Origin of the sequence: Streptomyces sp. NPDC057002, assembly GCF_042673825.1 — a bacterium.
In the GTDB taxonomy this organism is placed as follows: domain Bacteria; phylum Actinomycetota; class Actinomycetes; order Streptomycetales; family Streptomycetaceae; genus Streptomyces.
Window position 1 is genome coordinate 131,879 of sequence record NZ_JBHURZ010000010.1, and the last position, 26,934, is coordinate 158,812.

Sequence of the window (26,934 nt, forward strand, 5' to 3'; positions counted from 1 at the left end):
AGGAAACAACCGCGTTGCCTCAGGGTGCTGGTGTCGGCCAAGGGAAGCGGTCCAGCAGACGCCGTAGGTGCTTCTTGCGGTTTCCCTGCGGCAGTTCCCCGAAGTACGTGCGGAGCCGGTGGACCACCCCGATGCCGACCTGTTCCGGGCCGATGACGTCGGTGATGTTCTCCAGTGCGCGGATCCCCCGGCTGACGTTGAAGGCGAGGTCGTCCTTCAGGACGGCGTCCAGCAGTGCGTCCAGACAGCGGGGATCCGGATCGAGGAAGAGGCGGGTGTAGGCGGCGAGCCGCAGTCCGCCGTTCTCCGACTCCAGCCAGGAGGCGAGCGGCGGGTCGGTGATACGCCCCGTCTCACGGACCAGCTCCCCGAACACCTGCTGCATCAGGCGCGTGCGCTCCTGACCGGCGGGCAGGTTCCGGCGCAGGGCCAGATAGTCGGCGGCCAGGCCGTTCACCCTCTTCACCGGATCGGTCCTCTGCTCGCCCGAGGTGCGGTCCTGTGCCGCGGTCAGGGCGACCTGGGAGGTGTCGGCAGCTCCTTCCACCGCTCGTTCCAGGCGGGCTGTGACCGCCTCGCTCTCCTCCATCCGCGCGGTCAGCCGCCGGAACTGCACACCCGCGCCGCCGGGAAGAGTGATGCTGTCGAAGATCCCGCCCAGCCAGGGGACCACGGCGATCACCAGCAATGTCACCGTCACCGCGTCCAACTCGATGTGCGGCCACACCAGATGGACGACCGCGGCCACGACCGCGATCGCCGTGACCGCCGCGGCCGTGTACCTCCGTCGGCGAGCCTCGCTCCGCGCACCGGCCGCCCCGGGTTCCCCCTCCGCCATGGGCCCAGCATTCCAGAGTCGCACGGCTGGGCCGGCCGGCGCGGTCTCCCCCGTCGTCTCCCACGTCCCAGCACCCCGTTCCAGGCCACCGGCATCTCTGCTGGTCAGACCCCCTACCAGCGTTCCGGCGTCCCATAATCACCTCCGTCTGTGGCGGGCGGGACGGATCGCGGAACAAGCTGCGGTCATCCCAGCAGCCCGCTGGACTACCTACCTCTGCACGATGGAGATCTCGATGCGTTCCCGCTTTGCCGCCCGCCCCGCAAGCCTCGCCCTGGCCGCCGTCGCGGCGGTGGCCCTCACCGCCACCGCCACCGCGACCGCCACCGCCGAAAGCCGAGGCAGCACCGCGCGGGCCTGCGTCACCAAGGACCTCACCTTCAAGATCACCACGGAGACGCAGGCGGGTGGCTACTACCTCCTCACCGCCAAGGCCAAGTCGGGCGTCACCTGCTACCTGAAGGGCGTCTTCCCCTCCGCGTCGTTCGGCTCGGCCGCCGACACCGAGGTGGGACCGGCCGAGCACGCCGTCAGCGAGGACGTCGTCCTCTCCGGCTCCGCCAAGGCCTACTCCGGCATCAACCCCAAGACCACCAACAACGATTTCGGCAAGGAGTTCGAGCGGATCCACCTGTCCGTCGCGGGCGACGAGGCCAACTCCATCAGCCTCGACCTCCCCGACACCGCCCTGGTCGACAGGCCCGTCGCCACCAACTGGCACGCCGACCCGGCCGACGCCGTCCCGTTCTCCGGCTGACACACACGCCGGGCGCCTCCGCCGCGCCCTCGTGAAAGGACCGCACCCCCGGCCGGCGTACGCACCGTCGGCCGGGGGTGTCCCCCGCATCCTCTGGGGCGGCCCCGCACACGGCATCACCGGCGTACACGAGTGGACCTTCACCGAGGACGGCGACGGCGTCGTGGTCCGCACCCGGGAGTCCTGGTCGGGCGCGCCGGTCGACGCCGACCGGGACGATCTCGCCGCCGCGCTGGACGCCTCGCTGAGCAGCTGGCTCAACGCCCTGAAGAAGGGGCGGAGTGGCGCCGTTTTGGGCGAGTTACGTATTCGGTCCTGGTTCGTTCAGCAGGGCATGACCAACACGCGACGCACGCTCGCCGCCCTGGCGCTCGCCGGAGCCGCCCTGACCGCTGCCGGCACAGCCCACGCCGCCGACCCCGGCGACAAGGGCGACCAGACCAAGGGCCAGTCCAGCAGCACTGCCGTGAGCACGAGCGAGGACAACCTCCTCAGCAGGTCCACCAAGGCACTCAACGCAATCAACCCACTCACCAGAATCCTCCCGGTGAACATCAACGACCTCGGCCACTAGACATGTGTCTCCGCTGTAAGGCGTGACACGACTCCGGGCCCCGGGGATCCCATGGGATTCCCGGGGCCGACCCATGGGGTGTCCGGCCCCGGGCAGGGGAAGTCGCCGCCCGGACCATGCGCGTCCCGGCTGATTCAATGAGCACGCGCGGCGACGGGCACCCCGGCGCCTCCCGCTACGGAGGAGTCTTTGTGACACTGCAGGACATCGCGGCACGGCTCGGTTCGCTGCTCCGCGCCGGCGGTCTGTCCGTCAGCACGGCGGAATCCCTCACCGGCGGCATGCTCGGCGCGACGATCACCGGCACCCCCGGCGCGTCGGACTACTACCGCGGGGGCGCGATCACCTACGCGACGGACTCCAAGGCGACGGTCCTCTCCGTCGCGGAGACGACCCTCGCCTCCGACGGCCCCGTGAGCCCTGCGACGGCCGAGCAGATGGCGCGCGGTGTACGGGAGTTGTTCGGCAGTTCGCTCGGAGTCTCGACCACCGGCGTCGCCGGCCCCACCGGCCAGGACGGCAAGCCCGTGGGGCTCGTCTACATCGGCGTCTCCGACAGGGAGCGCACGGTCAGCCACGAGTTCCGAAGCACCGGCTCGACCCGCGACGAGGTGCGCCGCCAGGCCGTGGAGCGGGCACTGAGCCTGCTGGTCGACCACCTGGACCGGCACCACAACACACCACCCCTGACGCAACCCTGAGACATCCCCCAGGCCTCCCCCATCTGTCCCCCATCCGCCCCCGATATGTGTCAGAAATCTTTGACAGGTATCAGAGGGCCCTGTCAGCCTTTTCTGACAGGTACGACGGAAAGGGGCCGCGATGCCCGAGGTCCCGCCTCCGGCACCGACGGGCGACGAGTTGCTGAAGGTGCTCTCCGCCCTGGGCAACCCGCACCGCTTGCGGATCGTCGCGGCGCTGCTGGAGAGCCGGAACTACGTCAGCGCGCTGGCGCGCGAGATCGGGATGAGCCGTCCGCTGCTGCACATGCACCTCCAGCGGCTGGAGGCGGCCGGACTGGTCGTCGGCACGCTCGAACTCGCGGAGGACGGCAAGGCGATGAAGTACTTCGATGTCACGCCGTTCTTCTACGAGTTGACCCCCGGCGTCATCGCCCGGGCGTCCGCGACGCTCAGCGAGTCCGAGAAGACCGAGGCCGAGAAAGAGGAAGCGAAGTGAATGGGGAACAGGTGACGCTGGCCGACAGCGCCGACGCCGTGAACGCGCTGGTCGGAGCTGTGGGCGCGGGCGGGCTCTTCACTCTGCTGATCGTGATCGTCTGGCAGACCGCCGCCACCTGGCGGGCCCGGATGCTGGCCGCGCGCGAGCAGCAGTACAAGGACCTCGCGGCCAAGTACGCCCAGCTCCTCGAGGACACCGTGGAACTGCAGCGCCGCACGGTCGAGGAACAGCGGCAGACCCTCGACGAGCTGACGCAGACCCGGCTGTCGGTGTCCTCGATGGAGAAGATGATGCGCGAGATCGAATAGCGCCCCGAGGCGCACCGAGAGAGACGTACGGCCGGGAGCGGCAACTCCCGGCCGTACAGCGGAAGAACACACCCTTCGGACACACCACCCGTACACCACGGCAGGTCGTCACAACCGCAAGCGCCGTGGTGCGGGTCCCATGCGCCCTGGTGCCGGTCGTCGAACGACCGGCGGCGCGCTCCCTGCGTAAGGAGACTACTCATGCGTGCGCTGCTCCAGCACGTCGCCCGCGCGCCCGCCGGGCGCCGCGCCAAGTGGCTGGTCCTGGCGGCCTGGCTGATCCTGGCCGTCGCCCTCGGCCCGCTGGCCGGCAAGCTCGGCGACGTCGAGGAATCCGGGCCCAACGCCTTCCTGCCGCGCGGCGCGGAGTCCGCGCTGGTCAACGTGGAACTGGAGAAGTTCCGTACGGACACGGTGATGCCGGCCGTCGTCGTGTACACCGGCGACGGGGCGGAAGCAGCTGCGACGGCCGACCGCGACGGCTTCGCGCGGTACGTCCCCGCCGGTCAGGAGGTCTCGCGGCCGATCCCGTCCGAGGACGGCAAGGCGCTGATGACGATCGTCCCGCTGGACAGCGAGGACGGCGTCACCGACAAGGTGGACGAGCTGCGTGGGGTGGCCGGCGCCAACGCCCCGCCCGGCGTGGACGTCGAGGTCGGCGGCCCCGCCGGCTCCCTCGCCGACTCGGTGGCGGTCTTCGACGGCCTCGACACGACTCTGCTGCTGGCCACCGGCCTGGTGGTGGCCGTCCTCCTGCTGCTGACCTATCGCAGCCCGGTCCTGTGGCTGCTGCCCCTGGTGTCGGTGGGCTTCGCGGCGGTCCTCACCCAGGTGGTCACGTACCTGCTGGCGAAGCACGCCGGACTCCCGGTCGATCCGCAGAGCGCGGGCGTGCTCATGGTCCTCGTCTTCGGTGTCGGCACGGACTACGCCCTGCTTCTCATCGCCCGCTACCGCGAGGAACTGCACCGCCACGAGGACCGTCACGAGGCGATGCGGATCGCGCTGCGCCGCTCCGGCCCGGCGATCCTGGCCTCCGCCGCCACCATCGCGGTCGGTCTTTCCTGCCTGGCGTTCGCCGACATCAACTCCTCCCGCTCACTGGGGCTGGTGGGCGCGGTGGGCGTCGTCTGCGGCTTCCTCGCCATGGTCACCGTGCTTCCGGCGCTGCTCGTCATCACGGGCCGCTGGGTGTTCTGGCCCTTCGTCCCGCACCACGGCACGCCCGCCCGCAAGCCGCGCACCGTCTGGTCCCGGGTCGGGGCCGCGGTCGCCCTGCGCCCCCGCTGGTCGTGGCTCGCGTCGGTCGCCGTCACCGGTGTGCTCGCGCTGAGCGCGGCGGGCGTCAACATGGGCCTGACACAGGCGGAGATGTTCCAGGACAAGCCCGAGTCGGTCGTGGCCCAGGAGAGGATCTCTGCGCACTACCCGTCGGGCGCCTCCGACCCGGCGGACATCGTCACGCGCTCCGACCGGACCGCCGAGGTCAGGGCGGCAGCGTCCTCGGTGGCCGGGGTGGCCCGGGTCGAGAACGACACCGCCCGCACTCCGGACGGCGAACTCACCACGCTGTCGGTGGTCTTGAAGGACGCCCCGGACAGCCGGGCCGCCAAGGACACGGTCGACGCCCTGCGCGACGCCGTGCACCCCATGAACGCTCTGGTCGGTGGTACGACCGCGGAGGCCCTCGACACCCAGCGGGCCGCCGACCGCGATCTGACGACGGTCGTTCCGATCGTGCTCCTCGTCGTCCTGGGCGTCCTGATCCTCCTGCTGCGGGCCCTGATCGCCCCGCTTCTGCTCCTGGCCACGGTCGTGCTGTCGTACGTCGCGGCCCTCGGCGCCTCGAATCTCCTCTTCGAGCACGTGCTGGACTTCGCGGGCGTCGACTGGTCGATCCCGCTGATGGGCTTCGTGTTCCTGGTGGCCCTCGGCATCGACTACAACATCTTCCTCATGCACCGGGTGAAGGAGGAGACCGGGAAGCTGGGCCATCATCACGGCGTCCTGGAGGGCCTGACCAGCACCGGAGGCGTCATCACCTCGGCGGGCATCGTCCTGGCCGCGACCTTCGCGATCTTCGCCGGCCTGCCGCTGGTGACGATGGCCCAGATGGGCGTCCTGGTCGGCATCGGCGTCCTCCTGGACACCTTCCTCGTCCGCACGATCCTGGTACCCGCGCTCGCCCTCGACCTCGGCCGCTGGTTCTGGTGGCCGGGCAGCCTCTTCCACACCCTGCCCACCGCACGCACCACGCCCGAGAACACCCTCTCCCACAAGGTGGCGTGAACACGCGGCGGCTCCTCCTGACGGAAGACGGGAGGAGCCGCCCGGTCAGCACCGGGGAATGGAACGAAAGCTGGGCAGAGAGGCCGCGGCCACCCGATGGGAGGGGCTCTTTGAAGCTGTCACGCCCCAGAGCCGCTTTCTCTGCTACGCGAAGAACGTCGAGCTGCCACCGCAGGGCTGGTGACCGCTGGTAAGCGACCGCGGTTTACGCCTGTGGACACCTGATTGCCGTGCTTGACGTGCAGCCGATTCCGCCCGCTCCGAGACTCGGAGCAGGAGTCATCGTGCCGATGGCCCGAACGTCTCGCGCTCCAGAAAGGTGTCTCGTGACCCCGGAGGAAATGGCCGCGGCCGCCGACCCCAGGATTCTCGGAAACTACCTGGCGGAGTTGCCTGAGCAGCCGCACCACCACGGACCACTGGTCAGCATCCGCGAGGACGAGTTCCAGGGCCACCACATCGTCATCAAGACGACCTACAAGATCACGGTGGACGGTGCACCCCTCACCGCTCCGCTCATCGTGACGAACGACGGGCAGGTCCACAGCCACGCCCTGCCCACCTACGAGTTCCTGTCGGCGACGGACATCGTCCGGGCTCTGATCGAGAACTTCCCCGACGACTTCCCGGGCGGCCACGGCCCCGGTGACGGCCCTGGTGACGGCCCTGGTGACGACGACAACGGAGGCCATCCGGACCACCACGGTCACGGACCCGACCACAAGAGGGGCGTCTGACACATGGCCGTCGTACGCAGGAGCATCACCACCAGCCCCGACGCCCGGGACGCCTTCATCGAAGGTGTCCTGCGCCTCAAGCGGGAAGACTCGACACTCAAGACCACCGCATTCGGAATCGCCGGGCCACCCGCGCCGGTACGGACCTATGACCTGTTCGTCATCTGGCACGTCAAGGCGATGATGACTCCCGTCCCGCCGAGCGGGAGTGTGAACATCCGTAACGCGGCGCACCGGGGCCCGGTTTTCCTGCCGTGGCACCGTTTCATGCTGAATCTCCTGGAGGCGCACCTCCAACGAGTTCTGGACGATGCGAGCTTCGGACTTCCGTATTGGGACTGGTCGATCGACGGATCGCTGCCGGCTCCCGAGACGGCGCTGATCTGGAAACCGGATTTCATGGGCGGGCAGGGTGACCCGGTGACCGACGGGCCGTTCGCCTTCAAGCCCAGCGACCCGAATGGCTTCAGGGTCAGACTGGAGGCTCCCCCAGGCATCAGCCTCCGCCAGACCGACAGGGGCTTGCGCCGGAAATTCGCGAGCGGTTCTCCGACTCTCCCGAATGCCCTGGACGTGGGGGCCGCCTTCAATACGCAGTCGGCGCCGGCCGGGGACCCGGACCTCGCCACATACGACTTCGCACCCTGGCTCCACAACTCGCGAGGATTCCGCAGCCGGCTCGAAGGCTTCACCGGCACGGGGCTCCACAACCAGGTGCACCGGTGGATCGGCGGCGACATGGCGCCGGCCTCGTCACCGAATGACCCGGTCTTCTTCCTGCACCACGCCAATGTGGACCGGCTGTGGGAAGCCTGGATGAATCGGCACGGGCGAACCTATCTCCCCACGATGTCGGAATCAGCGGACCTCCTGGGCCATCGGATCGACGACCCGCTCATCTCACCCCTGGGCGCGAACGCCACTCCCCGGAAGACGCTCGACAACACCGCCCTGTTCACCTACGACGTGGTCCCCTGAATCAGCGAAGTCCGTTTCGACGGGGGGCGAATGTGAAGACACACTTCGCCGCACCCCACCTCTCCAGCGCAGCGGCGGTGCCGAGTGTCACACCTTCCGCTCCGGGCGATGCTCTGCTTGTTCCCGGCGCTTTCGGGGCTTCTGCTGTGACTACACTCGCCGCCCATGCAGGAGCTCGACCCAAAGACAAACCATCAGAAAACGCTTCAACGTTCATCGGGCCTCGACGGCGTCCCCCCGCATGTGAAGAGGGTGTGGCATGTGGCCGAAACCGTCGTCCGCACGGTCAGACGGAGAGGCGGCCCCGCGACAGGCCCCGATGGCGCTGTGATTAACGCCATACCCGGGACGGCTGTGTGAGTCGCTCGGCACATCGTCGGCACGCCCGTTCCCGCGACCCCCGTGGACACTGGCGGCTGCTCGCCCTGACCCTGTCCGTCGTCTTCGTCGTCCTGCTCTTCGAGGGCTGGACCATTCACGAGGTGGACGCCGCCAAGTCGCGCCGCCCGTGCACCGAACCCGTACCCAAGGCCGTGGACAAGAGCGGCCCCGTCCTGCGCGGCATCGACGGGGACAAGGTGTCCTCCGCCGCCGCGCCCGCGCGCACCGTCGCCCTCACCTTCGACGGCGGCCCCGACCCCGAGTGGACGCCACGCCTGCTGGACCTGCTGCGCGAGCACCACGCGCACGCCACCTTCTTCGTGTTCGGCGCCCAGGCGGCACGCCACCCGGATCTCGTCCGCCGGATCCTCGCCGAGGGCCACGAGATCGGCTCCGGCACCTACACGGGAGCCGACCTGGGCTCCTCCTCGCGCGTCCGCTTCGGAATGGAACTGGGCCTCACCCAGAAGACCCTCGCGGGCACGTCCGGCATCCGCACCGACCTGCTGCGGATGCCGATGACCACCGAGGTGGACACCCTGTGCGGTGCCGAGTGGCAGGCCGCCCGGAAGGCCTCCGACGACGGCTATGCACTGGTCGCCGCCAACCGCCCGACCCGCGACCCGGCACGCGGCCTGATCCGGCAGTTCAGCCAGACGGAACTCGCCTACGACGAGACGAAGCGGTTGCTCGACCACCCGCACGCCGACCGGTTCACCACCGTGACCGACGCGGTCGGCATGCCGCCCGCCGACACCCGGGTGTCCACCGCCGAACGGTGGCAGGGCAAGGCCCTGAACTGGACCGTGACGGCCGGCAGCACGTTCACCCAGATCATGATCTGGGTGCTGGGCGTGGCCGGAACACTGGGCCTGCTGCGGCTGCTGTCGCTGGTCTTCTTCGCCCGCACCCATGTCCGGCGCCTCACCCGCGCGCGCCCCGGCGCGCCCTGGCTGCGGGAGATCAACGCCCCCGTGACCGTGCTGGTGCCCGCCTACAACGAAGCGGCCGGCATCGAGTCCACCGTCCGCTCCCTGCTGGCCTCCACACATGAGTACCTCGAGGTCATCGTGATCGACGACGGCTCGACGGACGAGACGGCGGACCTCGCCACCTGGATCAATGACGCCCGGGTGCGGGTGATCCGGCAGCCCAACTCGGGCAAGGCGGCCGCGCTCAACACCGGTCTGGCCCACGCGTCCCACGACATCGTGGTGATGGTCGACGCCGACACCGTCTTCGAGCCGGACGCCCTGTACCGGCTCGTCCAGCCGCTCGCACATCCTGCCGTGGGCGCCGTCAGCGGCAACACCAAGGTCGGCAACCGCCGCGGGCTGCTCGGCAGATGGCAGCACCTCGAGTACGTCTTCGGCTTCAACCTCGACCGGCGCATGTTCGAGGTGCTGGAGTGCATGCCGACCGTCCCGGGCGCCATCGGGGCCTTCCGCCGGGACGCCCTCATGGGCGTCGGCGGGGTCAGCGAGGACACCCTCGCCGAGGACACCGACCTGACGATGGCCCTGTGGCGGGCCGGCTGGCGGGTGGTCTACGAGGAGTCGTCCGTCGCCTGGACCGAAGTTCCGACGTCCCTGCGGCAGTTGTGGCGGCAGCGCTACCGCTGGTGCTACGGCACGCTGCAGGCGATGTGGAAACACCGCCGGGCCGTCGTCGAAGTGGGCGCGGCCGGACGTTTCGCCCGCCGCGGGCTGAGCTATCTGGCGGTCTTCCAGGTGGTCCTGCCGCTGCTGGCGCCGGTGGTCGACCTCTTCGCGGTGTACGGGGCGCTCTTCGCCGACCCCGCGCAGGCGGCGGGCGTGTGGCTCGCCTTCCTGCTGGTCCAGCTGATGTGCGCCGGTTACGCGTTGAGACTCGACGGCGAGCGGCTGCGGGCGCTGTGGTCGATGCCGTTGCAGCTCTTCGTCTACCGGCAGTTGATGTACCTGGTGGTCATCCAGTCCGTGGTCGCCTTCCTGCTCGGCACCCGGCTGAAGTGGCACCGCATGCAGCGTTCCGGCACGGCTGCCACCCAGCAGCTCAGGCAGCCGGTCGCCGAACGACAGCTGTCATCGAGGTGATGGAGGGATGGTTCACCCCATGAGTGACGGACCGGGCATGTGGCCCGGCACCGGCCGGCGGGACGAGGACGGGGAGCCCCGGACATCCCGGGCGGTCACGGGCCGGGTGTGGCAGAGCGGCACCGCGCCGCCTCCGCCCCCGACGCCCGTCCGGCCGTATGAGGGATACATCGTCGGGCCGTACCCGTACGACGGCCACGACACCGCAGGCCTCGGGCCGTACCCGTACGACGCCGCGGCTCCGGCACCGGCCCCGACACCGCCACCTGCTCAGGCACCGATTCCGTACGACAGCCCTGTCGATGAGCCGGGCTCCGGCCCCGCTCCCGCTACCGGTTCCGAACGCGGCGGACACAGCACCAGCACCCGGCCCCCTCGGGTGCGGCCCGGCCGGTTCCGGCGGGTCGCGCGCCTGCTGGCGGTAGTGCTCTGCGCCCTGGTCCTCACCGGCGCGGGCACCTACGCCTGGGCCGACTTCAGGCTCGACAGGTCGGTCGATCTGGGCGGGGGCACGGACCGTCCACCGCGGGGGAAGGGGACGAACTACCTCATCGTGGGCTCGGACGGCCGGGACGGCCTGTCCGAGCAGGCCAGGAAGGATCTGCACACCGGCACGGCCGGAGGCAGCCGCACCGACTCGATGATGATCCTGCACACCGGCGCGGACGGGGCCACGATGGTGAGCCTGCCGCGCGACTCCTGGGTGACCATCCCGTCGTACGTCGACCCCGACACCGGCAAGTTCCACCGGGCGGCGAAGAACAAGCTGAACGCGGCCTACTCCCTCGGCGGACCCAGGATGCTGACGCGGACCGTCGAGCGGAACACGGGCCTGCGCATCGACCACTACGCGGAGATCGGCTTCGCGGGGTTCGTCGGCGTCGTGGACGCGGTGGGCGGTGTGGAGATGTGCGTGGACCGGAACATCGACGACCCCAAGTCGGGCCTGAGGCTGAGGAAGGGCTGTCACGACCTGACCGGCGCCCAGGCGCTGGCGTTCGTCCGCCAGCGGCACCAGGAGGCGGACGGTGACCTGGGACGCTCCAGGAACCAGCGCAAGTTCCTCTCCGCCCTGGCCGCCAGGGCCGCTGCGCCCGGCGTCGTGCTCGACCCGTTCCGTACGTATCCCGCCCTGGGCGCGGGGCTGGACACCCTCGTCGTGGACAAGGACATGGAACTGCCGAGGCTGCTCTCGCTGCTGCAGGCGATGCGGAGCGTCTCGGGAGGCGAGGGCAGGCAGCTCACCGTCCCCGTGGTCTCGCCCGGCTTCCGCACGGCCGGCGGGAGCGCCCTGAAGTGGGACGGGGCGAAGGCGCGGAAGCTCTTCGGCGAGCTGCGGACCGACCGTCCCGTGAGCGCCCCGGAGAAGGGCTGACCGGCCGGGAGAGCTGTGGGCGGCCGGGCCCCGCGCAGTGGACGGAACCCGGCCGCCCCGTCCCTCTCCGTCCGACTCCCGGGGGGAGTCAGGAGCGGCACGGAGAGAGCTGTGAGGGACGGATCGACGCCGCCGGACCGTCCGGCGCGGACGCTGTACCCACCCAGCGCACGGCAGGTGCGGAACGTCACCCGAGTGACGCGTGGTGACACTTCCGCGGGATCGGACGCTGGTCATCATGGGGCTGTCGAAGCGAACGGGGCGCGTCGGGCGGCACTGGCAATGAACCCGGCGCGAACGAGGACGGTCTTGGGTCAGGAACGGCAATCCCGCCACACACACGTCCTCGACGAGGAACTGGGCGCGGCCGTCGCACGGGCCCAGGACGGCGACGAGGCCGCGTTCACGGTGCTCTACCGGATCGTGCAGCCGGGCCTGCTCGGCTATCTGCGCGGACTCATCGGCGAGGACGCGGAGGACGTGGCGTCCGACGCCTGGCTGCAGATCGCCCGGGACCTCGGACGGTTCAAGGGCGACGGACCCGGTTTCCGCGGCTGGACGGCGACCATCGCCCGGCATCGGGCCCTGGACCATCTGCGCCGCCGGAGCGTGCGCCCCCGGCCGGGGGCGATCGAGCAGGACGTCCTGGACCTGCCCGGCCCGCACAACACTCATGAGCAGGCCCTTGAGTCCCTCTCCACCGAGCGGGCCCTGGACCTGGTGCGCGGGCTGCCGCAGGACCAGGCGGAGGCCGTGCTCCTGCGCGTCATCGTCGGCCTGGACGGCCCCGCTGCCGCGCGCGTCCTCGGCAAGCGCCCCGGTGCGGTGCGTACCGCCACCTACCGGGGGCTGAAACGTCTCGCCCGCCAGCTGGGCGCCGGGCGGGAAGCGGAAGAGGGTGTGACGGATGAGACATCCCGGCCGCTGGAGAGTCGACATGAGCCACGACGGCGTCAGTGGACGGGCGGTCCGGCAGCACAACCCGGCATGCCGGACACTTCCAACAGAACAGGCAGGAACGGACAACGGACATGGGTGATCTGAGCCACGACGAAGTCACGGGCCGCCGACGCGTGCATCCCGGCGAGGCCGTGCCCGGCCCGTGGGTCCTGCGGGACGGGACCACGCTGCCGACGGCCCTGGCCGCCGCCCTGCTCACGGGTGACCCCGGCCCGGAAGCCGAGCAGCGTGCCGTGGCCGCCTTCCGGACCGTCGTTGACGCCGGGACGCCCCGGGCGCGCACCCGGGGCCGTGACGACTGGCGGCCGGCCGCGGAGCGGCGGGCCGGGCGCCCGGTGAAGACGGTGTTCGCCGCCGCGTTCACCAGCATCGCCCTCGGCGGGGTCGCGGTCGCCGCCATCGGTTCGGTCGACACGTCCACGCCCGGCGCCGGGCAGCGGACCGCACGCCCCTCCGCGGCCGCCTCCGCCGGACCGGTCGGCACGGCCTCACCGACTCCCTCCGGCAGCCGTGGCCACCGGGACGGCTCGCCCTCCGCCCGGGACACCGAGGCCCACTGCCGGGCCTATGAACAGGTCAAGGACCGCGGCAAGGCCCTCGACGCGACGGCCTGGAAGCGGCTCGTCGCGGCGGCCGGCGGCAAGGACGAGGTCGACGCGTACTGCGCCGAACGACTGGCGCGCGCGTCGGCCGCGCCGAACGGACCCCACAAGACGAACGGCCCCGGCGAGGGCGGCGCGGACGCCGGATCGGGAACGGGCACGGGCTCAGGCGCGGACACCGGTTCAGGGGCGGGCGCCGGCTCGGGAACGGGCGCGGGCTCGGGAACGGGCGCCGGCTCCGGTACGGGCCCGGGCTCGGCGGGGAACGCCGGTACGTCGGGCAAGGAGAACGCCGGCAGCGGCCGGGCGGGCGGCGGCAAGGGCGGCGAGTAGCCCCCGCACCCCTTCGCCGGCCGGGCCGGCGCATCACCGCAGCAACCACGCCGTGGTCAGGGCCGTCGGCATGCCCTGTGACGAATGCGGCGCCTCATCCGATGTGTAAGTAGTGAAGGAATTGAGTTCAGCCGATGCCAACGATGTGGATGAGGCGTGATGAGTTACCCCTTGCGAGCCCGGAGGTTTCGAGTGCGACCGTTCACCCTCAATTACGCCTTCCCCAGGGCGCTTACGGCCGCGACGACGCCCTACCGCTTCGACGAGTCGCGCCAGTTGAACGTGCTGCCCGACGGCAGCCCCGCCGTCAGTGACCCGGACCTGCTCCTGGCCGCCGGTACGACGGTGTCCACGGCCGGTTCCAAAGCGCACTTCGACGACTGACGGTCCGCGATCGCATGACCGTACTGATCCTGACCTCCAAAGAGGACGTCACCGCCGACATGGTGGTGACCAAGCTGCACGACACGGCGGTGCCCGTGATGCGGCTGGACCCCGCCGACCTGCCGGACAAGGCGTTGTTGTCCACGCTGTACACCCAGGGCGACTTCGAGGGCCATCTGTCCGCGCACGGACACCTGCTCAGCATGAAGGGTCTGCGGTCCGTCTGGGTGCGCAGACCCGGCGAACCGGCCGCGCACGCGGCGGAGCCCTCCGCGTGGCTGACCGCGGAGACCCGTCAGGCACTGTTCGGGATGCTCTACTCGTCCTCCGCGCGCTGGATGAACGATCCGCGCAACGCGGACCGGGCCCGCCTGAAGCCGTGGCAGTTGAGGGCCGCGCACCTCAGCGGGTTCGCAGTACCGCCGACCGTCATCACCACGTTGCCGCGCCTGGCACGGCAGTTCGCCGAGCAGCACCGGGAGGTGGTGGTGAAGTCCGCCTCGGGGCCGCCGCCCGGTGAACCCACGCTGACCCTGCCCACCACGCTGATCGGCCCCGACTCGGACTTCTCCGGTGTCGCGGCCGGTCCCGCGCTGCTGCAGCGGTACGTACCCAAGCGTGCCGACATCCGTCTGACCTGCGTCGGGTCCCGGCTGTTCGCGGCACGCAAGACGGCTGAACCGCACCAGGTCGACGGGCGCTACGGCGACACCGAGCACGCCTGGGAGCCGGTTCCGGTGCCGGACCGTGTCGGCACATCCGTGCACGACTACGTCGCCGCGGCCGGACTGGCGTACGCCGCCTTCGACTTCGCCGAGGACGAGGACGGCCTCTGGTGGTTCCTGGAGTGCAACCAGAGCGGCCAGTACGGCTTCATCGAACTGGAGACCGGCCAGCCGATCTCGGAGGCGGTGGCCCTGTGGCTGTCCCGATGGGCCGACCGCTGAGGCCGCTCACGAACGCCGGCGGTTCGGATCAGCCCGGGCCGCGGTCCCCGAACCGGCGGTCAGTCGGCGACGTCGCTGCCGTAGCCTCGAGCGAGGTCGGCCAGGCCATGCTCGTACCCCTGCCCGACGGCGCGCCTGGTACCTGTTCCTGTGCGTCCACCGCTCGTCGGCGACCGGACGGGAGAAGGCGCACATCCTCCTTGAGCCCGGGCAGTGCGAATCGGTGCGAATCATGCGGGGCTGGAAGATGCGGGGGCGGTGGAAGGTCCAATTCGAGAACTCCACCTCGAGATGAATCCCCCATAGCACCGGCGCTCACGCAGCGGCGGTAGCGGCCCCACAGCTCATCGACGGAGCCCTGGCTTCTGCCGTCCTCCGATCCTGCTGCGCATCAGCGTTCGGTGGTGCGGTCCAGGACTACGGCGGCGAGCGGCGCGTGTACCTCGCGCGGGAGCGCGTGCCCCATGCCGGGGATCTCGGCGATGCGTGCGCCCTGGATCGCCTGGGCGAGGTGGTGAGGATGCGGCGGCGGGAAGACCGGGTCGGTGGGAGCGGAGATGACGAGGGTGGGCACCGTGGTCCGGGCGAGCCCGCACCCCGATCAATAGGGCACATTTCGGTACCCCGGTTCTCTGGAGGTAACCATGAGCGGCACAGCGGGCGGCGAGTCGCGGTCGGCACGGCCGGAGGACCCGTGCGAGGCCCGTGAAGTCCTCGGCATCGTCGGCGACAAGTGGTCGCTGCTGATTGTGCGTAACCTCAGCCAGGGGCCGCGCCGCTTCACCGAACTCAAGCGGGCCGTCGACGGGATCAGCCAGCGTATGCTCACCGTCACCCTGCGCGGCCTGGAACGCGACGGGATCCTCACACGGACCGTCCGCAACGTCATGCCGCCGCACGTCAGTTACGAACTCACTCCGATGGGCAGGACCCTCCGCGAAGCCACCGCACCCCTGTTGGAGTGGAGCATCGCGCACCTGGCGCACATCGACGCCGCCCGCGCCGTGTACGACGCTCGCCCCAACACCCCGCCCGCCTGACCCCCGCCGCCCGGTTGTGCTCACCCATCGGCAGGTACGGCTCGATGAGCTTCTCCTGGTCAGCGGTGAACTGTCGCCATGTCACATCCTGCGTCCCATCGCGACCAGCCTCGCCCGGGCAGCAAAATACGCATACTGATCACGACCGCACACAGGCACTAGCCCTGGCCGGGGTCGTCGGGGGGTGATGCCGTAGGCGGCGACGGCCAGTTGCCTCCACGTGTCGCCCGTGTGCTGATTGCGGGAGGTGGCCGTGCGGTGCACGCACTGTGCCGGCACTGCCTGTCGGCAGAAGCAGGGGGGACGATGGACCTGAACCTTGTGACGTTGCTGGTTTCAGTGATCGCACTTGTCACATCAGCCTGGTTGGCGTGGAGTCAGCTCAGGTCATCTCGGAAGTCGACTGTGCTGGCGATGATCCTGGAGGGGTTTCGGGACACCCGAGGCGATGACTACCTCAAAGCAGTCGAGTACGTGCTGTACCGGCTGACAGTGGAACACCCACATCCCGTCGCCTACCAGCAACTCCCAGAGGAGAGCAGGCGGTACATCCAGCGTGTCGGTCTGTTCTACAACGACCTCGGCAAGCTGGTCGCCCACGGTCTGGTCGACGAGTCCCTGATCATCGGCGCGTACGGCGGGAGCCTGCTGCGAGCGTGGAATCTGCTGGCCCCCTACGTCTACCTGGAGCGCCAAGAACATCAGCGGCAACCCATGCGCTACTTCGAGGACCTGGCTTGGCGAGTGTCATCCAGGCGCCCGGAAACTGTGTACCGCGAGTTGGGCCTGCACGTACTTCCGCCTAACACCATGCAGTGAACGCTGAACAGTTCGGGACCGGCCACCTCCTCGGAGGCTTCGCCGCGTGCAGGAGCCGGCCGGGGACCAGGTCCGGTTAACCTCCGCTGGAAATCTGCTGGGAAAGGCCTGGGCATCGCCAGTCGGCAGGGCACGTGATGCGGCCCCGACGACGGTGTGCGCCCAGTATTTCGGGGCGGGAAGCGCCACGGAGCGGCAACGGCCGCCCTGGCGCTGCCGCGGCACTCGGCGAACTCCCAGAATTCACGCAGTTCCGCGTGACATCGCTCTGGCACGGTGACGGCATGGAGACACGCAGGAACCGCCTGAGCGCGGAGCACAACTCCCCGCGAGAGACCGACCGATGATCGAAGTCAAGAACCTGACGAAACGGTACGCGGACAAGGCCGCCGTCGACCATCTGACCTTCACCGTGGCACCCGGCGTGGTGACCGGCTTCCTGGGTCCCAACGGGGCGGGCAAGTCCACCACGATGCGGATGATCCTGGGCCTCGACACCCCGACCGCCGGTACGGCGACGGTGGCGGGGCGGCCGTACCGGGAGCTTCCGGAGCCGATGCGGGCGCTCGGTGCGCTGCTGGAGGCCAAGGCGGCGCACCCGAGCCGCACCGCCCGGCACCATCTGGCGTGCCTGGCCGTCAGCAACGGCCTTCCGGTCGCGCGGGTGGACGAGGTGCTGGAGCGGGTGGGTCTCCAGGGAGTCGCCGGCAAGCGCGCGGGGCAGTTCTCGCTCGGTATGAGCCAGCGGCTGGGTATCGCGGGCGCGTTGCTCGGTGACCCGGAGGACTTCGTCGAGTCGAGCTCCGAGCGGACCGTGCTGGTGCGCACTCCGTCCGCAGGCTCCTTCGCCGAGGCGCTGCGCGGCAACGGGGCGACGGTCAGGGCCGAGCAGGACGACCGGCTGGTGGTCGGCGACATGGAGAGCCTGGACATCAGCAAGCTGGCCGGGGCCCACGGTGTGCTGCTGGCCGAACTGACGCCTCAACGCACCTCGCTCGAGGACGCGTTCATGCGGCTCACCCGAGACAGCGTCGAGTACACCGTGGCAGAAGGAGCGCGCTGATGACGGTCACGACCGTGACCACGGCTGCGCGAGGCCGGGCGACGTCACGCCCGTACCGGGTGAAGGACGTGCTGCGGTCCGAGTGGATGAAGATCCGTACGCTGCGGTCGACGACCGCCGGGGGCATCAGACAGGCCCAACCTGGCCAGCAAGATAAGGCAGGTCCGTGAAGGAGAAAAGCCCGGCGCCAGACACCGTCAGCCAGCGCGTGGGACCTACCTGTCCCGTGCGGTGCAGGACGCCGGCCGAGCCGCTGTGCGGGCCCCGCCACTGCGACACCGAGGGCCGTCAGGTCACCGCATCGAGGAAGGTCAGCACCGAGGCGTCCTCCTCGATCAGCGGAGCGAGGGCGGTGTTGAACGGGCCGCCGTACGGGGCCTTCAGGTGTGCCTGGAAGGCGTCCTCGTCCCGGTACGCCTCGAAGATCCAGTAGGCGCGAGGGTTGGCCGCCTTGGTGTAGACCTCGAAGGTGAGGTTGCCCTCTTCCCGGCGCACCTTCTCGGCGTACTCCAGGATCATGCGGGCGACCTCGTCCTCGGCACCCTCGCGGGCGGTGAACTCGGCGAGCAGGGTCTTCGTCATGGTCTGGTGTCCTTGTCAGTCGTGAGCGGAGTCGAGGTGCCAGACGCGGGCCTGGTCCAGCTTCACCGAGCCGTTCTCGGCGAAGACCTGCACTCCCCGGCTGGCGGGGTCGGGGAAGATCTGGTCGGTGATGACTGCTTCGCCGCTGCCGCCGAAGACCTCGACGGAGGACCAGTCGACGAGGATCCGCAGCTTCACCTTGCCGTTCTCGGCCTTCAGCGGTGCTGTCTGGACGCCGGGGAAGGTGCTGCTGAAGTCCACGGCCCCTGAGCGGGTGCGGTCGACGTACAGCTCCTGGGTCGTGGTGTCGTAGCCGATCACGGTCTCCTCGCTCCCGGCGCCGGTGCGTACCTTCAGGCCGAAGCGTTCGGCGTCCTTGAGGGAGAAGGTCGCCTCGATGTCGAGGGCCTTGCCCTTGGCCGCAGGGCCGATCAGGGGCTCTGTGGTGCTCTTGACGGTGACACCGGACGCCGTCGCCGGGCTCTTCCGGCGGAGCGACTCCAGGCTGTTGACCGGCCGGCTGGTCAGCCGGACCCGGCCGTTGACGGTGCGCAGCGCCATTTCCCGTGGAACGCTCTGCGCGCCGCGCCAGGGTGAGGTGGGGACGGCCCCGCTGTAGTCCCAGTTGTTCATCCAGCCGACCATGTACCGCTTGCCGCCCGGGGCGTTCTCCCAGGACACGGCCGCGTAGTAGTCCTTGCCGTAGTCGGCCCAGTCTGCGCGCTGCACGACGGACTCGGCGGGGGCGTCGGCAGCGGTGAACCGGTCGGCCAGGATGTGGCCCCAGCCGGCGTTGTTCATGTCGACGATCTGGATACTCGCCTTCTTGCCGGCGTAGGGGCGCAGGTCGAAGGATGCCCAGTCCAGGGTCTCGCTGTTGGCGCCGGTGGCGCTGCGGACGACCTGACCGTCGACGATCAGGTTGACGGACGTCTCCTGGGAGACGGGCCGGGCCTTGGTGTCGGACAGCATGATGTGGTCGACGTTGACGTGGCCCCAGCCGCCGGTGTTGTCGTCGACGATCCTGATCCGCGCCCTCCTGCCGGCGAGGTCCTTGACGTCCCAGGCAGCCCAGTTGAGCGCCTCTCCGTCCTTTCCGGTCGTGCTGCGCACCACCTGGCCGTCGACGAGGAGTTCGACAGCGGTGGGGTCGGCGGAGCCGGAGGGGTGGTTGCCGCCGCCGACGAGGAAGTTGACGTAGTCCTTGTCGATGGTGAATTCCGGCGAGGTGAGGGTGCCGGTCGTGGAGTCGCCGTTCAGGTAGCTGTTGGCCAGGCCGCTGCCCAGGAATCCGGAGACTTCCTGCTGGTCGGGGAGGGTGCCGGTGGCCGGTGCCGAGCCGAAGGCGTCTCCGGTCGTCGTCCAGTCGCCGTAGCCGCCGCCTTCGAAGTCGGCCAGGACCGTCCCCGCGGGCGGGTCTCCCTGTTCCAGGAGTGTTCCGGGCTCGTGCGGGTGCCGTCCGCCTCCGACCTTGAAGTTCAGGTAGCGGCTGTCGACGGTGAACGCGGGCGAGGTGAGGACGCCGGTGGCCGCGTCACCTCCGTGGAAGCTGTTGGCGAGGCCCTTGCCGTCGAAGCCTTCGACGGTCCCCTGCCCGGCCACCGCACCGGCTGCCGGTCCGTCGCCGAACGCGGCGCCGGTGGCCGTCCACGCGCCGAAGTCGGTGTTCTCGAAGTCCTGCGTCACCGTGCCGGTGGGCGGGGTGTAGGTGCCCTTGTCGTCGGCGGTGAACTTCTTGCCGTCGAAGTCGCCGACGAAGTACTGGGCAGCCGAACCGCCCGCGATTCCACCGGGGTTGATGTTGACGACCAGGACCCACTTGATCTTCTTCTTGTCCCCGTCGACCGCGAGCGGGAACAGGTCGGGGCACTCCCACACGCCGCCTGTCGCGCCGGCCGGCCCGAACTCGCTGAGCATCTTCCAGTCCTTGAGGTTCTTGGACGAGTAGAACCGCACCTTGTGCTCGGTGGACAACGACACGCTCATCAGCCAGCTCTTGGTCGGCTCGTACCACTGGACCTTGGGGTCGCGGAACTCCTTGGAACCGATGTCGAGGACAGGGTTGCCCTGGTACTTGGTCCAGGTACGGCCGCGGTCGGTGCTGTAGGCGAGCGACTGGGCCTGGATGCCCGTGCCCTTGTCGAAGCCGGTGTAGATCGCCACCATGGGCGGGTTCTTCCTGGTGCCGAAGCCGGTGGTGTTGTTCCGGTCGACGACCGCGCTGCCGGAGAACACCATCTCCTTGTCGTCGTGCGACAGGGCGAGCGGCAGCTCCTTCCAGCGCACGAGGTCCTTGCTCACCGCGTGCCCCCAGGACATGTCGCCCCACGAGTTGCCGCCCGGGTTGTACTGGTAGAAGAGGTGGTACTCGCCCTTGTAGTACACGAGACCGTTGGGGTCGTTCATCCAGTTCTTCTCCGGGGTGAAGTGGAACTGGGGCCGGTAGGTCTCGGAGTACGGCGGGGCGTCGGCAGCGACGGCCCGAGGGGCCGGCGGCGCTGCGGACAGAGCGCAGACGGTCGCCACCGCCGCGATCATCCGTATACGGGCATGCCGGGATACACGTCCTGAGCTCATGGTGTCTCCTGTGCTGCGGCCGTCCGCGCGGCGGAGCCTGATGCCCGAGCGGAACCCACCGAAAAGTGACGCTTTCTCGGCGCCGTCGTCCACAACGCCGAGCAGAAGTGTCATCGTTGACTTGTGTCATCGATGACATCGAGTGGGCCCGATGATGGACGCAATCCGGTCGGCACGTCAACGGTTCGGTCGGGATGTCCGCTACGCAACTCGCCTGTTCGTCATGCGAGATCGGCCGTGGCGATCTGCTCCAACTGGCTCCGCCACGGGGGGTTGGGACCGGAAACCGAGCAGGTCAGAGCAGCGACCCGGGTGGCGAACCGGCAGGCTTCCGCGACGTCGTCGAGCCGGATTTCCGCCAGCCGGCCACCGAGCAGGCCGCGAGCACCCAGGCTGTGCAGCAACCCGGCCGTGAAGGAATCCCCTGCCCCGACCGTGTCGGCGACACTCGTCGGCACGGCGGGCACCTGAATCCGGTCGCCGTCGAGTGAGGCCAGGGCGCCGTCGGCGCCTCGGGTGATCACCACGAGGCGCGCCCCGGCGGCGTGCCAGATGTCGCACGCCTCCTCGGGCGGCGTGCCCGGCAGCAGGAGTTCCAGGTCGTCCTCGCTCAGCCGCAGCACGTCGGCGAGGCCGCACCAGTGCGCCAGCCGGGCGCGGTAGACGTCGGGGTGCACCAGCAGCGGCCGGACATTGGGGTCGATGCTGATGGTCGCGTGAGGGGCTGCCGCCGCCAGGAACTCCTCCACCACCACGGCTCCGGGCTCCTGAACCAGGGCCAGGGATCCGGTGTGCACGCAGGCGGTCCCGGACAGATCCACCCGTGCCAGTTCATCGGCCGTCCACTGCCAGTCGGCCGTGTTCCGCGCGTGGAAGGAGAACGCCGCCTGCCCCTGGGCGTCCAGTTCCGCCACGGCCAGCGTGCTGGGTTCCGCGGCCGGGACGGCGCTCGACAGGTCCACTCCCGATGTCTCCAGGTGGGCGCGGAACAGGCGCCCGAACACATCACCCGACAACCGCGCGAGGAAGCGGGCCGGGGTGCCGAGCCGGGCCAGGGCCACTGCCGTGTTCGCGGGTCCGCCGCCGGGCAGCACCCGCAGGGCGAGTTCGTTCGAGGCGCTTGCGGGTTCGGCGAACGCGTCCGCGACGCACTCTCCCAGGACGGTGATCTGACGCGAGCTCATGGGCTGCTCTTCTCTGACGGACGTACGGGCACTCCGGGCGTCGTGGTGCGGCTACCGGATTGCCAGTGAGAGGGCGGCCGCGAGCGTTGTCGATTTGTGACGCGTGCAAGGCATTGACGTTTCCGGGAGACGGAGTCCATCATCCTCGCCATGCGGTGTCAACGATGACATAAGTCAACGATGACACTCCGGGTGGCCTGCTCCGACATCAACCACGTGCCGCTCGCCATACCTCAGGAGTCGATCATGCCTCGCACCACTCGTCTGTCCTCCTCCCTCCTCAGAGCGGCCGCCGTCGCCGGCGTCGCGGCCCTCACCCTGACGGCCTGCGGTTCCGGTTCCGGCTCCGGGTCGGGCTCTTCCAGCTCCGGTTCGGGCGACGTCAAGGTCGGCCTGATCACCAAGACCGACACCAACCCGTTCTTCGTGAAGATGAAGGAGGGCGCGGAGAAGGCAGCGAAGGCCGAGGGCGTGCAGCTCATGACCGCGGCGGGGAAGTTCGACGGCGACAACGCCGGTCAGGTCACAGCCGTCGAAAACATGGTCGCCTCCGGCGTGAAGGGCATCCTGATCACCCCGAGCGACTCCAAGGCGATCGTGCCCGCGCTCGAGAAGGCCAAGGCCAAGGGCGTTCTGGTCATCGCCCTGGACACCCCGACCGAGCCGCAGAGCGCGGTCGACGCCCTCTTCGCCACCGACAACCTCAAGGCCGGCGAGCTGATCGGCGAGTACGCCAAGGCCGCCATGAAGGGCAAGACGGCGAAGATCGCCGCCCTCGACCTCGCGCCGGGTGTGTCCGTCGGCGTTCAGCGCCACAACGGTTTCCTCAAGGGCTTCGGCGCCACCGACAAGGATGTCGCCTGTGCTCAGGACACCGGCGGCGACCAGTCCAAGGGCCAGACGGCAATGGAGAACTGTCTCCAGAAGGAGCCCGGCATCAACGTCGTCTACACCATCAACGAGCCGGCGGCCCTGGGCGCGTACACCGCGCTGAAGGCCAAGGGCCGGGAGAAGGACGTCCTGATCGTCTCCGTGGACGGCGGCTGCACCGGCACCCAGGCGGTCAAGGACGGCAAGATCGCCGCGACCTCGCAGCAGTACCCGTTGAAGATGGCCGCCGAGGGCGTCAAGGCCGTCGTGACGTACGCCAAGGACGGGAAGAAGGCGTCCGGTTACACCGACACGGGCGTCACCCTGATCACCGACAAGGCGCAGGACGGAGTCACCTCCAAGGACACCGCCTACGGCCTGGAGAACTGCTGGGGCTGAGCCGCCCCCGACGACCGTACGCCCCTAAGCCGGGCGGTCGGCTCCCTCCTCCCCGGCCGGGGGACGGCCGCCCCCTCGTTCTCTTGTCCTCCGGCAAGGAGAGACACGGACTTCTGTCTTCCGACAAGGACTTCGCATGACCGCCACGTCCACGCCCCCGAGCACGTCCTCGCCGTATGCCGGGCTCAAAGCGCCGACCACGGCCCGCAGGCTGCTCACGGCACCGACCACCGGCCCACTGGTCGCCCTTCTCCTGGCCTGCGCCTTCTTCTCCTTCTCCACCGACCAGTTCCTCACCGGCGGCAACTTCTCGCTGATCGTGCAGCAGGTCATGGTCGTCGGTACCCTCGCCATCGGTCAGACCCTGATCATCCTCACCGCGGGCATCGACCTGTCGTGCGGCGCCGTGATGGCGTTCGGCAGCATCGTGATCGCCAAGTCGGCCGCCGAGGGCTCCCTGCCACCGCTCGCCGCCATCGCCCTGGGCATCGCCGTCTGCGGCGGCTTCGGCATGCTCAACGGGGCACTGGTGAAGAAGATCCCGCTGCCGCCGTTCATCGTCACCCTGGGCATGCTCAACGTGGCGTTCGCGCTGACGCACATCTACTCCGAGGAGCAGACGGTCAGCAACCTGCCCGGCCCGCTGACGGCTCTCGGTGAGACCTTCCCGCTCGGCAAGACCGACATCACCTACGGCTCGCTGGTCACCATCGCTCTGTTTCTCCTCCTGGCCTACGCGCTGAGCAGCACCGGCTGGGGCCGGCACGTCTACGCACTGGGCAACAGCCCGGAAGCGGCACGCCTGAACGGCATCCGCACCTCCCGCCTGACCATCGGCGTCTACACCGCGGCAGGTGTCCTCTACGGCATCGCCGCCCTGCTGCTCATCTCCCGCACGGGTGTCGGCGACCCGCAGGCCGGGCAGACCGACAACCTCGACAGCATCACCGCCGTGGTCCTCGGCGGCACCAGCCTCTTCGGCGGACGCGGGTCGGTGCTGGGCACCTTCATCGGCGTCCTCATCGTCGGTGTGTTCCGCAACGGCCTGCAGTTGATGGGCGTCGCCTCCATCTACCAGACCCTGATCACCGGCGTCCTGGTGATCCTCGCGGTGACCGTCGACCAGATCTCCCGGAAGAAGGTCCGATGACCACCACCACCGAGACCCCCGTTCTGCAGGCTCGCGGTCTGGTCAAGCGCTACGGCCACGTCACCGCCGTCGACGGCGCCGACTTCGACCTGATGCCCGGCGAGGTCCTGGCCGTCATCGGCGACAACGGAGCCGGCAAGACCAGCCTGATCAAGGCGCTCACCGGCGCGCTGGTCCCCGACGAGGGCGAGATACGCCTCAACGGCAAGCCGATCCAGTTCTCCGGTCCGCAGAGCGCCCGCGCCCACGGCATCGAGACGGTCTACCAGGACCTCGCCGTGGCCGCCTCCATGGACATCGCGTCGAACATGTTCCTGGGACGTGAGCTCCGCCGCCCAGGCGTCCTCGGCAGTGTCTTCCGCATGCTGGACAAGAAGCGCATGCGCCAGGAGGCCGCCGAGCACATGGCCGACCTGAAGATCGGCCTGCGTTCGCTGACGCAGTCGGTCGAGACGCTCTCCGGCGGACAGCGGCAGGCCGTCGCGGTCGCCCGGTCCGTCGCCTGGGCGCGCAGTGTCGTCGTCATGGACGAGCCCACCGCCGCCCTCGGCGTCAAGGAGTCCGGCCAGGTCCTCGACCTCATCCGCCGGGTCCGGGACAAGGGCATGCCGGTCGTGCTGATCAGCCACAACATGCCGCACGTCTTCGAGATCGCCGACCGGATCCACGTCCACCGTCTCGGCCGGCGCGCTGCCGTGATCAAGCCCTCCGACTACTCCATGGCGGAGGTCGTGGCCATCATGACCGGCGCACTCACCGTCGATGCGGCCGGAGGTACTGTCGTAGCCGATTCCGAGGCGGCGAAGGCCGCGGGAGTCCAGGCCAACTGAAGCACTCACAGGTTCCGGCCGAGGCCGCGGCCGGGACCGACGAGCACAGGAGACTGTTTCCTCCATGGCAGCGAACCGCCGCCCGACCCTGGCAGACGTCGCCCGAGAAGTGGGCGTCAGCGCCAAGACCGTCTCCCGCGTCCTCAACGAGGACGGCCCCGCCTCGGCCGAGACCAGGGAACAGGTGCTCGCCGCGGTGGCCAAGCTCGGCTTCCAGCCGAACCTCATGGCCCGCAACATCCGGGTGGGCGGGCCCGACACCACGATCGGTCTCGTCATCCCCGACCTGGCCAACCCCTTCTTCGGAGCCGTGGCCAGGAGCATCGAGGACACGGTCCGCGACCGCGGCCTGACCCTGCTCATGGGCTCCTCCGCGGACGATCCCGACCGCGAGCGGTCGTTGACGGACAAGTTCCTCGCCCGCCGCGTCAGCATCCTGATGGTCGTGCCGTCCGTCGGCGCCGACCACTCCCACCTCAAGACCCACCGCGCCGCGGGACTGCCGGTCGTCTTCATCGACCGCCCGGGGGCGGGCCTGGCCACGGACAGCGTCGTCAGCTCCAACCGTGACGGCTCCCACGAGGGCGTCGCCCACCTGATCGCCCACGGACACCGGCGCATCGGCTTCATCGGCGACCTGCCGACCAAGCTCTACACCCGTCGCGAGCGCCTCGCCGGTTACCGTTCGGCCCTGCAGGAAGCCGACCTCCCCTATGACCGCTCGCTCGTCGCCAGCGCACACGACCAGCAAGGGGCAGAAGCCACGACCTCGAAGCTGCTCGACCTCGCCGACCCACCCACGGCCCTCTTCGCCGGCAACAACATCATGGCGCTGGGCATAGTCGCCGAACTCGCCCGCAGCAAGCGCAAGGACGTGGCCGTCGTCGCCTTCGACGACGTCTCGCTCGCCGAGGCACTCGAACCAGCCCTGACCGTCGTCGCCCAGGACCCCGAGGAGATCGGCAGAACAGTGGCGACCACCGCCCTGACCCGACTCGACGGCGACCGCTCCCGTGCTCGCACCATCACCGTGCCCACCCGGTTGATCGTCCGCGGATCGGGCGAACAACCCGCGGCCGGCACGCGGGAGACCTGACCGGGTCACGGAAGCCTTCCCTTCTACTCCTCCGCATCTCTACTCCTCCGCATCGTTCGCGAACCGCAGGGAGATGCGGCGAAGGACGTCCGCGGCAGAGACGTCGGTGCGTCCTTCGTCATGGACTTCGGCGAGTTGCACGAAGGCGAAGGAGAAGCAGTTGGCGATGCTCACGATGGTGGGCCCCAGCTCCTCGGCGACGAGGTCCGCAGCCGCGCGGCCGCCGGCATCCGCAGGAAGGTGGATCTGCGGCAGGGTCTCTGCGAGAAGCGCGGAGACAGCCCCGGTCAGCGCGACCTGCCCATCGGGGTTCTCGCGGACCTGCCGCCGCATCTCAAGCGCCTCGGTGAGCATCCCGACGACCTTCTGCATGATCTCTCGCTGCTCCATGGGCGCAGCCTAGACGTGCTGATGCCCCTGGACGGGGCTGTCCATCGGGCAGGACATTCATCCGATGCACGTGGCAGGCGGACTGGAAGGAACAGCTCCTACCGGCGCTGCGCGGCCACAACATGATCGAGGCCGGCCGCTGACCGCTGGATGAGATGTGATCACGTCGTTCGCCAACGCGCGGTCCGGCTGGCGAGGCCTTCGGTCGGGCTTT

26 protein-coding genes and 1 pseudogene are annotated in these 26,934 nt (G+C 69.6%); 21 read left to right on the plus strand and 6 right to left on the minus strand.

Going from position 1 to position 26,934, the window contains the following annotated elements:
• Positions 1-19: 19 nt before the first annotated feature.
• The gene (locus ACFT32_RS38160; protein ID WP_382498345.1) at positions 20-838 is read right to left on the minus strand and encodes a hypothetical protein; all 819 of its coding nucleotides are present in this window, start codon (positions 836-838) and stop codon (positions 20-22) included.
• A 235-nt stretch (positions 839-1,073) separates the two neighbouring features.
• Here ACFT32_RS38160 and ACFT32_RS38165 point away from each other — a divergent pair, with 235 nt between their 5' ends.
• From ACFT32_RS38165 to tgmB, 14 genes are all read left to right on the plus strand, one after another.
• Positions 1,074-1,595, plus strand: coding sequence for a DUF4232 domain-containing protein (locus ACFT32_RS38165; protein WP_382498347.1), 522 nt, complete (start codon positions 1,074-1,076; stop codon positions 1,593-1,595).
• Between the two features lie 31 nt (positions 1,596-1,626).
• Complete coding sequence (locus tag ACFT32_RS38170; protein ID WP_382498348.1) at positions 1,627-2,169, plus strand: hypothetical protein; 543 nt, start codon at positions 1,627-1,629, stop codon at positions 2,167-2,169.
• 191 nt (positions 2,170-2,360) lie between these two features.
• Entirely contained in the window at positions 2,361-2,870 is a 510-nt protein-coding gene (locus tag ACFT32_RS38175) for a CinA family protein (protein WP_382498350.1), read from the plus strand.
• A 121-nt stretch (positions 2,871-2,991) separates the two neighbouring features.
• A complete protein-coding gene (locus tag ACFT32_RS38180; protein WP_382498352.1) occupies positions 2,992-3,348 on the plus strand; it encodes an ArsR/SmtB family transcription factor in 357 nt (118 codons plus the stop codon).
• Positions 3,345-3,659: a hypothetical protein gene (locus tag ACFT32_RS38185; RefSeq protein WP_382498354.1), complete on the plus strand. Its 315-nt coding sequence runs from the start codon at positions 3,345-3,347 to the stop codon at positions 3,657-3,659. Before ACFT32_RS38180 ends, ACFT32_RS38185 begins: the two co-directional genes overlap by 4 nt.
• 201 nt (positions 3,660-3,860) lie before the next feature.
• Positions 3,861-5,948: an MMPL family transporter gene (locus ACFT32_RS38190; RefSeq protein WP_382498356.1), complete on the plus strand. Its 2,088-nt coding sequence runs from the start codon at positions 3,861-3,863 to the stop codon at positions 5,946-5,948.
• A 326-nt stretch (positions 5,949-6,274) separates the two neighbouring features.
• Positions 6,275-6,685 carry a hypothetical protein gene (locus ACFT32_RS38195; RefSeq protein WP_382498357.1) on the plus strand — a complete coding sequence of 137 codons (411 nt, stop codon included), beginning with the start codon at positions 6,275-6,277 and terminating at the stop codon, positions 6,683-6,685.
• A 3-nt stretch (positions 6,686-6,688) separates the two neighbouring features.
• Positions 6,689-7,663: a tyrosinase family protein gene (locus tag ACFT32_RS38200; protein WP_382498359.1), complete on the plus strand. Its 975-nt coding sequence runs from the start codon at positions 6,689-6,691 to the stop codon at positions 7,661-7,663.
• A 356-nt stretch (positions 7,664-8,019) separates the two neighbouring features.
• On the plus strand, positions 8,020-10,119 hold the full coding sequence (locus tag ACFT32_RS38205) for a bifunctional polysaccharide deacetylase/glycosyltransferase family 2 protein (protein WP_382498361.1): 2,100 nt from the start codon (positions 8,020-8,022) through the stop codon (positions 10,117-10,119).
• A gap of 19 nt (positions 10,120-10,138) precedes the next feature.
• Positions 10,139-11,494 carry an LCP family protein gene (locus ACFT32_RS38210; protein WP_382498362.1) on the plus strand — a complete coding sequence of 452 codons (1,356 nt, stop codon included), beginning with the start codon at positions 10,139-10,141 and terminating at the stop codon, positions 11,492-11,494.
• Positions 11,495-11,776: 282 nt separating this feature from the next.
• On the plus strand, positions 11,777-12,538 hold the full coding sequence (locus tag ACFT32_RS38215; RefSeq protein ID WP_382498364.1) for an RNA polymerase sigma factor: 762 nt from the start codon (positions 11,777-11,779) through the stop codon (positions 12,536-12,538).
• On the plus strand, positions 12,526-13,389 hold the full coding sequence (locus ACFT32_RS38220; RefSeq protein ID WP_382498367.1) for a hypothetical protein: 864 nt from the start codon (positions 12,526-12,528) through the stop codon (positions 13,387-13,389). Before ACFT32_RS38215 ends, ACFT32_RS38220 begins: the two co-directional genes overlap by 13 nt.
• A gap of 192 nt (positions 13,390-13,581) precedes the next feature.
• Positions 13,582-13,773 (plus strand): putative ATP-grasp-modified RiPP, encoded by a 192-nt coding sequence (tgmA, locus tag ACFT32_RS38225; RefSeq protein ID WP_382498369.1) that lies wholly within the window; start codon positions 13,582-13,584, stop codon positions 13,771-13,773.
• A 14-nt stretch (positions 13,774-13,787) separates the two neighbouring features.
• Positions 13,788-14,720, plus strand: coding sequence for an ATP-grasp ribosomal peptide maturase (gene tgmB, locus ACFT32_RS38230; protein WP_382498371.1), 933 nt, complete (start codon positions 13,788-13,790; stop codon positions 14,718-14,720).
• A 391-nt stretch (positions 14,721-15,111) separates the two neighbouring features.
• On the opposite strand, the pseudogene ACFT32_RS38235 reads toward tgmB, so the two are convergent.
• Positions 15,112-15,309, minus strand: a pseudogene (locus tag ACFT32_RS38235) (alpha/beta fold hydrolase); the annotation flags it as partial.
• 55 nt (positions 15,310-15,364) lie between these two features.
• Here ACFT32_RS38235 and ACFT32_RS38240 point away from each other — a divergent pair.
• From ACFT32_RS38240 to ACFT32_RS38250, 3 genes are all read left to right on the plus strand, one after another.
• Positions 15,365-15,760, plus strand: coding sequence for a winged helix-turn-helix transcriptional regulator (locus ACFT32_RS38240; protein ID WP_382498373.1), 396 nt, complete (start codon positions 15,365-15,367; stop codon positions 15,758-15,760).
• Positions 15,761-16,066: 306 nt separating this feature from the next.
• A complete protein-coding gene (locus ACFT32_RS38245; RefSeq protein ID WP_382498374.1) occupies positions 16,067-16,579 on the plus strand; it encodes a hypothetical protein in 513 nt (170 codons plus the stop codon).
• 343 nt (positions 16,580-16,922) lie between these two features.
• Positions 16,923-17,642 (plus strand): ABC transporter ATP-binding protein, encoded by a 720-nt coding sequence (locus ACFT32_RS38250; RefSeq protein WP_382498376.1) that lies wholly within the window; start codon positions 16,923-16,925, stop codon positions 17,640-17,642.
• A 288-nt stretch (positions 17,643-17,930) separates the two neighbouring features.
• On the opposite strand, the gene ACFT32_RS38255 is transcribed toward ACFT32_RS38250, so the two are convergent.
• From ACFT32_RS38255 to ACFT32_RS38265, 3 genes are all read right to left on the minus strand, one after another.
• Entirely contained in the window at positions 17,931-18,224 is a 294-nt protein-coding gene (locus tag ACFT32_RS38255) for a putative quinol monooxygenase (protein ID WP_382498378.1), read from the minus strand.
• Between the two features lie 15 nt (positions 18,225-18,239).
• Complete coding sequence (locus tag ACFT32_RS38260) at positions 18,240-20,801, minus strand: GH32 C-terminal domain-containing protein (RefSeq protein WP_382498381.1); 2,562 nt, start codon at positions 20,799-20,801, stop codon at positions 18,240-18,242.
• Between the two features lie 221 nt (positions 20,802-21,022).
• On the minus strand, positions 21,023-21,985 hold the full coding sequence (locus ACFT32_RS38265) for a carbohydrate kinase (protein WP_382498383.1): 963 nt from the start codon (positions 21,983-21,985) through the stop codon (positions 21,023-21,025).
• Positions 21,986-22,231: 246 nt separating this feature from the next.
• Between ACFT32_RS38265 and ACFT32_RS38270 the strand changes: the two genes are divergently transcribed.
• The 4 genes from ACFT32_RS38270 (at position 22,232) to ACFT32_RS38285 (ending at position 26,330) form a co-directional block, all read left to right on the plus strand.
• Positions 22,232-23,254 (plus strand): sugar ABC transporter substrate-binding protein, encoded by a 1,023-nt coding sequence (locus ACFT32_RS38270; protein ID WP_382498384.1) that lies wholly within the window; start codon positions 22,232-22,234, stop codon positions 23,252-23,254.
• 136 nt (positions 23,255-23,390) lie between these two features.
• A complete protein-coding gene (locus tag ACFT32_RS38275) occupies positions 23,391-24,404 on the plus strand; it encodes an ABC transporter permease (protein WP_382498385.1) in 1,014 nt (337 codons plus the stop codon).
• Entirely contained in the window at positions 24,401-25,234 is an 834-nt protein-coding gene (locus ACFT32_RS38280; protein ID WP_382498387.1) for an ATP-binding cassette domain-containing protein, read from the plus strand. Before ACFT32_RS38275 ends, ACFT32_RS38280 begins: the two co-directional genes overlap by 4 nt.
• A gap of 64 nt (positions 25,235-25,298) precedes the next feature.
• The gene (locus tag ACFT32_RS38285; RefSeq protein ID WP_382498389.1) at positions 25,299-26,330 is read left to right on the plus strand and encodes a LacI family DNA-binding transcriptional regulator; all 1,032 of its coding nucleotides are present in this window, start codon (positions 25,299-25,301) and stop codon (positions 26,328-26,330) included.
• A 39-nt stretch (positions 26,331-26,369) separates the two neighbouring features.
• On the opposite strand, the gene ACFT32_RS38290 is transcribed toward ACFT32_RS38285, so the two are convergent.
• Complete coding sequence (locus ACFT32_RS38290; RefSeq protein ID WP_382498391.1) at positions 26,370-26,720, minus strand: hypothetical protein; 351 nt, start codon at positions 26,718-26,720, stop codon at positions 26,370-26,372.
• Positions 26,721-26,934 lie beyond the last annotated feature (214 nt).

What these genes read in the sequence shown, in the direction of transcription:
- ACFT32_RS38200 (WP_382498359.1), top strand. Translation starts at nt 6,689, where the DNA reads ATGGCCGTCGTACGCAGGAGCATCACCACCAGCCCCGACGCCCGGGAC.
- ACFT32_RS38250 (WP_382498376.1), top strand. Translation starts at nt 16,923, where the DNA reads ATGATCGAAGTCAAGAACCTGACGAAACGGTACGCGGACAAGGCCGCC.
- ACFT32_RS38215 (WP_382498364.1), top strand. Translation starts at nt 11,777, where the DNA reads ATGAACCCGGCGCGAACGAGGACGGTCTTGGGTCAGGAACGGCAATCC.
- ACFT32_RS38265 (WP_382498383.1), bottom strand. Translation starts at nt 21,985, where the DNA reads ATGAGCTCGCGTCAGATCACCGTCCTGGGAGAGTGCGTCGCGGACGCG.
- ACFT32_RS38220 (WP_382498367.1), top strand. Translation starts at nt 12,526, where the DNA reads ATGGGTGATCTGAGCCACGACGAAGTCACGGGCCGCCGACGCGTGCAT.
- ACFT32_RS38240 (WP_382498373.1), top strand. Translation starts at nt 15,365, where the DNA reads ATGAGCGGCACAGCGGGCGGCGAGTCGCGGTCGGCACGGCCGGAGGAC.
- tgmB (WP_382498371.1), top strand. Translation starts at nt 13,788, where the DNA reads ATGACCGTACTGATCCTGACCTCCAAAGAGGACGTCACCGCCGACATG.
- ACFT32_RS38165 (WP_382498347.1), top strand. Translation starts at nt 1,074, where the DNA reads ATGCGTTCCCGCTTTGCCGCCCGCCCCGCAAGCCTCGCCCTGGCCGCC.
- ACFT32_RS38190 (WP_382498356.1), top strand. Translation starts at nt 3,861, where the DNA reads ATGCGTGCGCTGCTCCAGCACGTCGCCCGCGCGCCCGCCGGGCGCCGC.
- ACFT32_RS38245 (WP_382498374.1), top strand. Translation starts at nt 16,067, where the DNA reads ATGGACCTGAACCTTGTGACGTTGCTGGTTTCAGTGATCGCACTTGTC.
- ACFT32_RS38285 (WP_382498389.1), top strand. Translation starts at nt 25,299, where the DNA reads ATGGCAGCGAACCGCCGCCCGACCCTGGCAGACGTCGCCCGAGAAGTG.
- ACFT32_RS38210 (WP_382498362.1), top strand. Translation starts at nt 10,139, where the DNA reads ATGAGTGACGGACCGGGCATGTGGCCCGGCACCGGCCGGCGGGACGAG.
- ACFT32_RS38260 (WP_382498381.1), bottom strand. Translation starts at nt 20,801, where the DNA reads ATGAGCTCAGGACGTGTATCCCGGCATGCCCGTATACGGATGATCGCG.
- ACFT32_RS38180 (WP_382498352.1), top strand. Translation starts at nt 2,992, where the DNA reads ATGCCCGAGGTCCCGCCTCCGGCACCGACGGGCGACGAGTTGCTGAAG.
- ACFT32_RS38160 (WP_382498345.1), bottom strand. Translation starts at nt 838, where the DNA reads ATGGCGGAGGGGGAACCCGGGGCGGCCGGTGCGCGGAGCGAGGCTCGC.
- ACFT32_RS38255 (WP_382498378.1), bottom strand. Translation starts at nt 18,224, where the DNA reads ATGACGAAGACCCTGCTCGCCGAGTTCACCGCCCGCGAGGGTGCCGAG.
- ACFT32_RS38290 (WP_382498391.1), bottom strand. Translation starts at nt 26,720, where the DNA reads ATGGAGCAGCGAGAGATCATGCAGAAGGTCGTCGGGATGCTCACCGAG.
- ACFT32_RS38275 (WP_382498385.1), top strand. Translation starts at nt 23,391, where the DNA reads ATGACCGCCACGTCCACGCCCCCGAGCACGTCCTCGCCGTATGCCGGG.
- ACFT32_RS38270 (WP_382498384.1), top strand. Translation starts at nt 22,232, where the DNA reads ATGCCTCGCACCACTCGTCTGTCCTCCTCCCTCCTCAGAGCGGCCGCC.
- ACFT32_RS38280 (WP_382498387.1), top strand. Translation starts at nt 24,401, where the DNA reads ATGACCACCACCACCGAGACCCCCGTTCTGCAGGCTCGCGGTCTGGTC.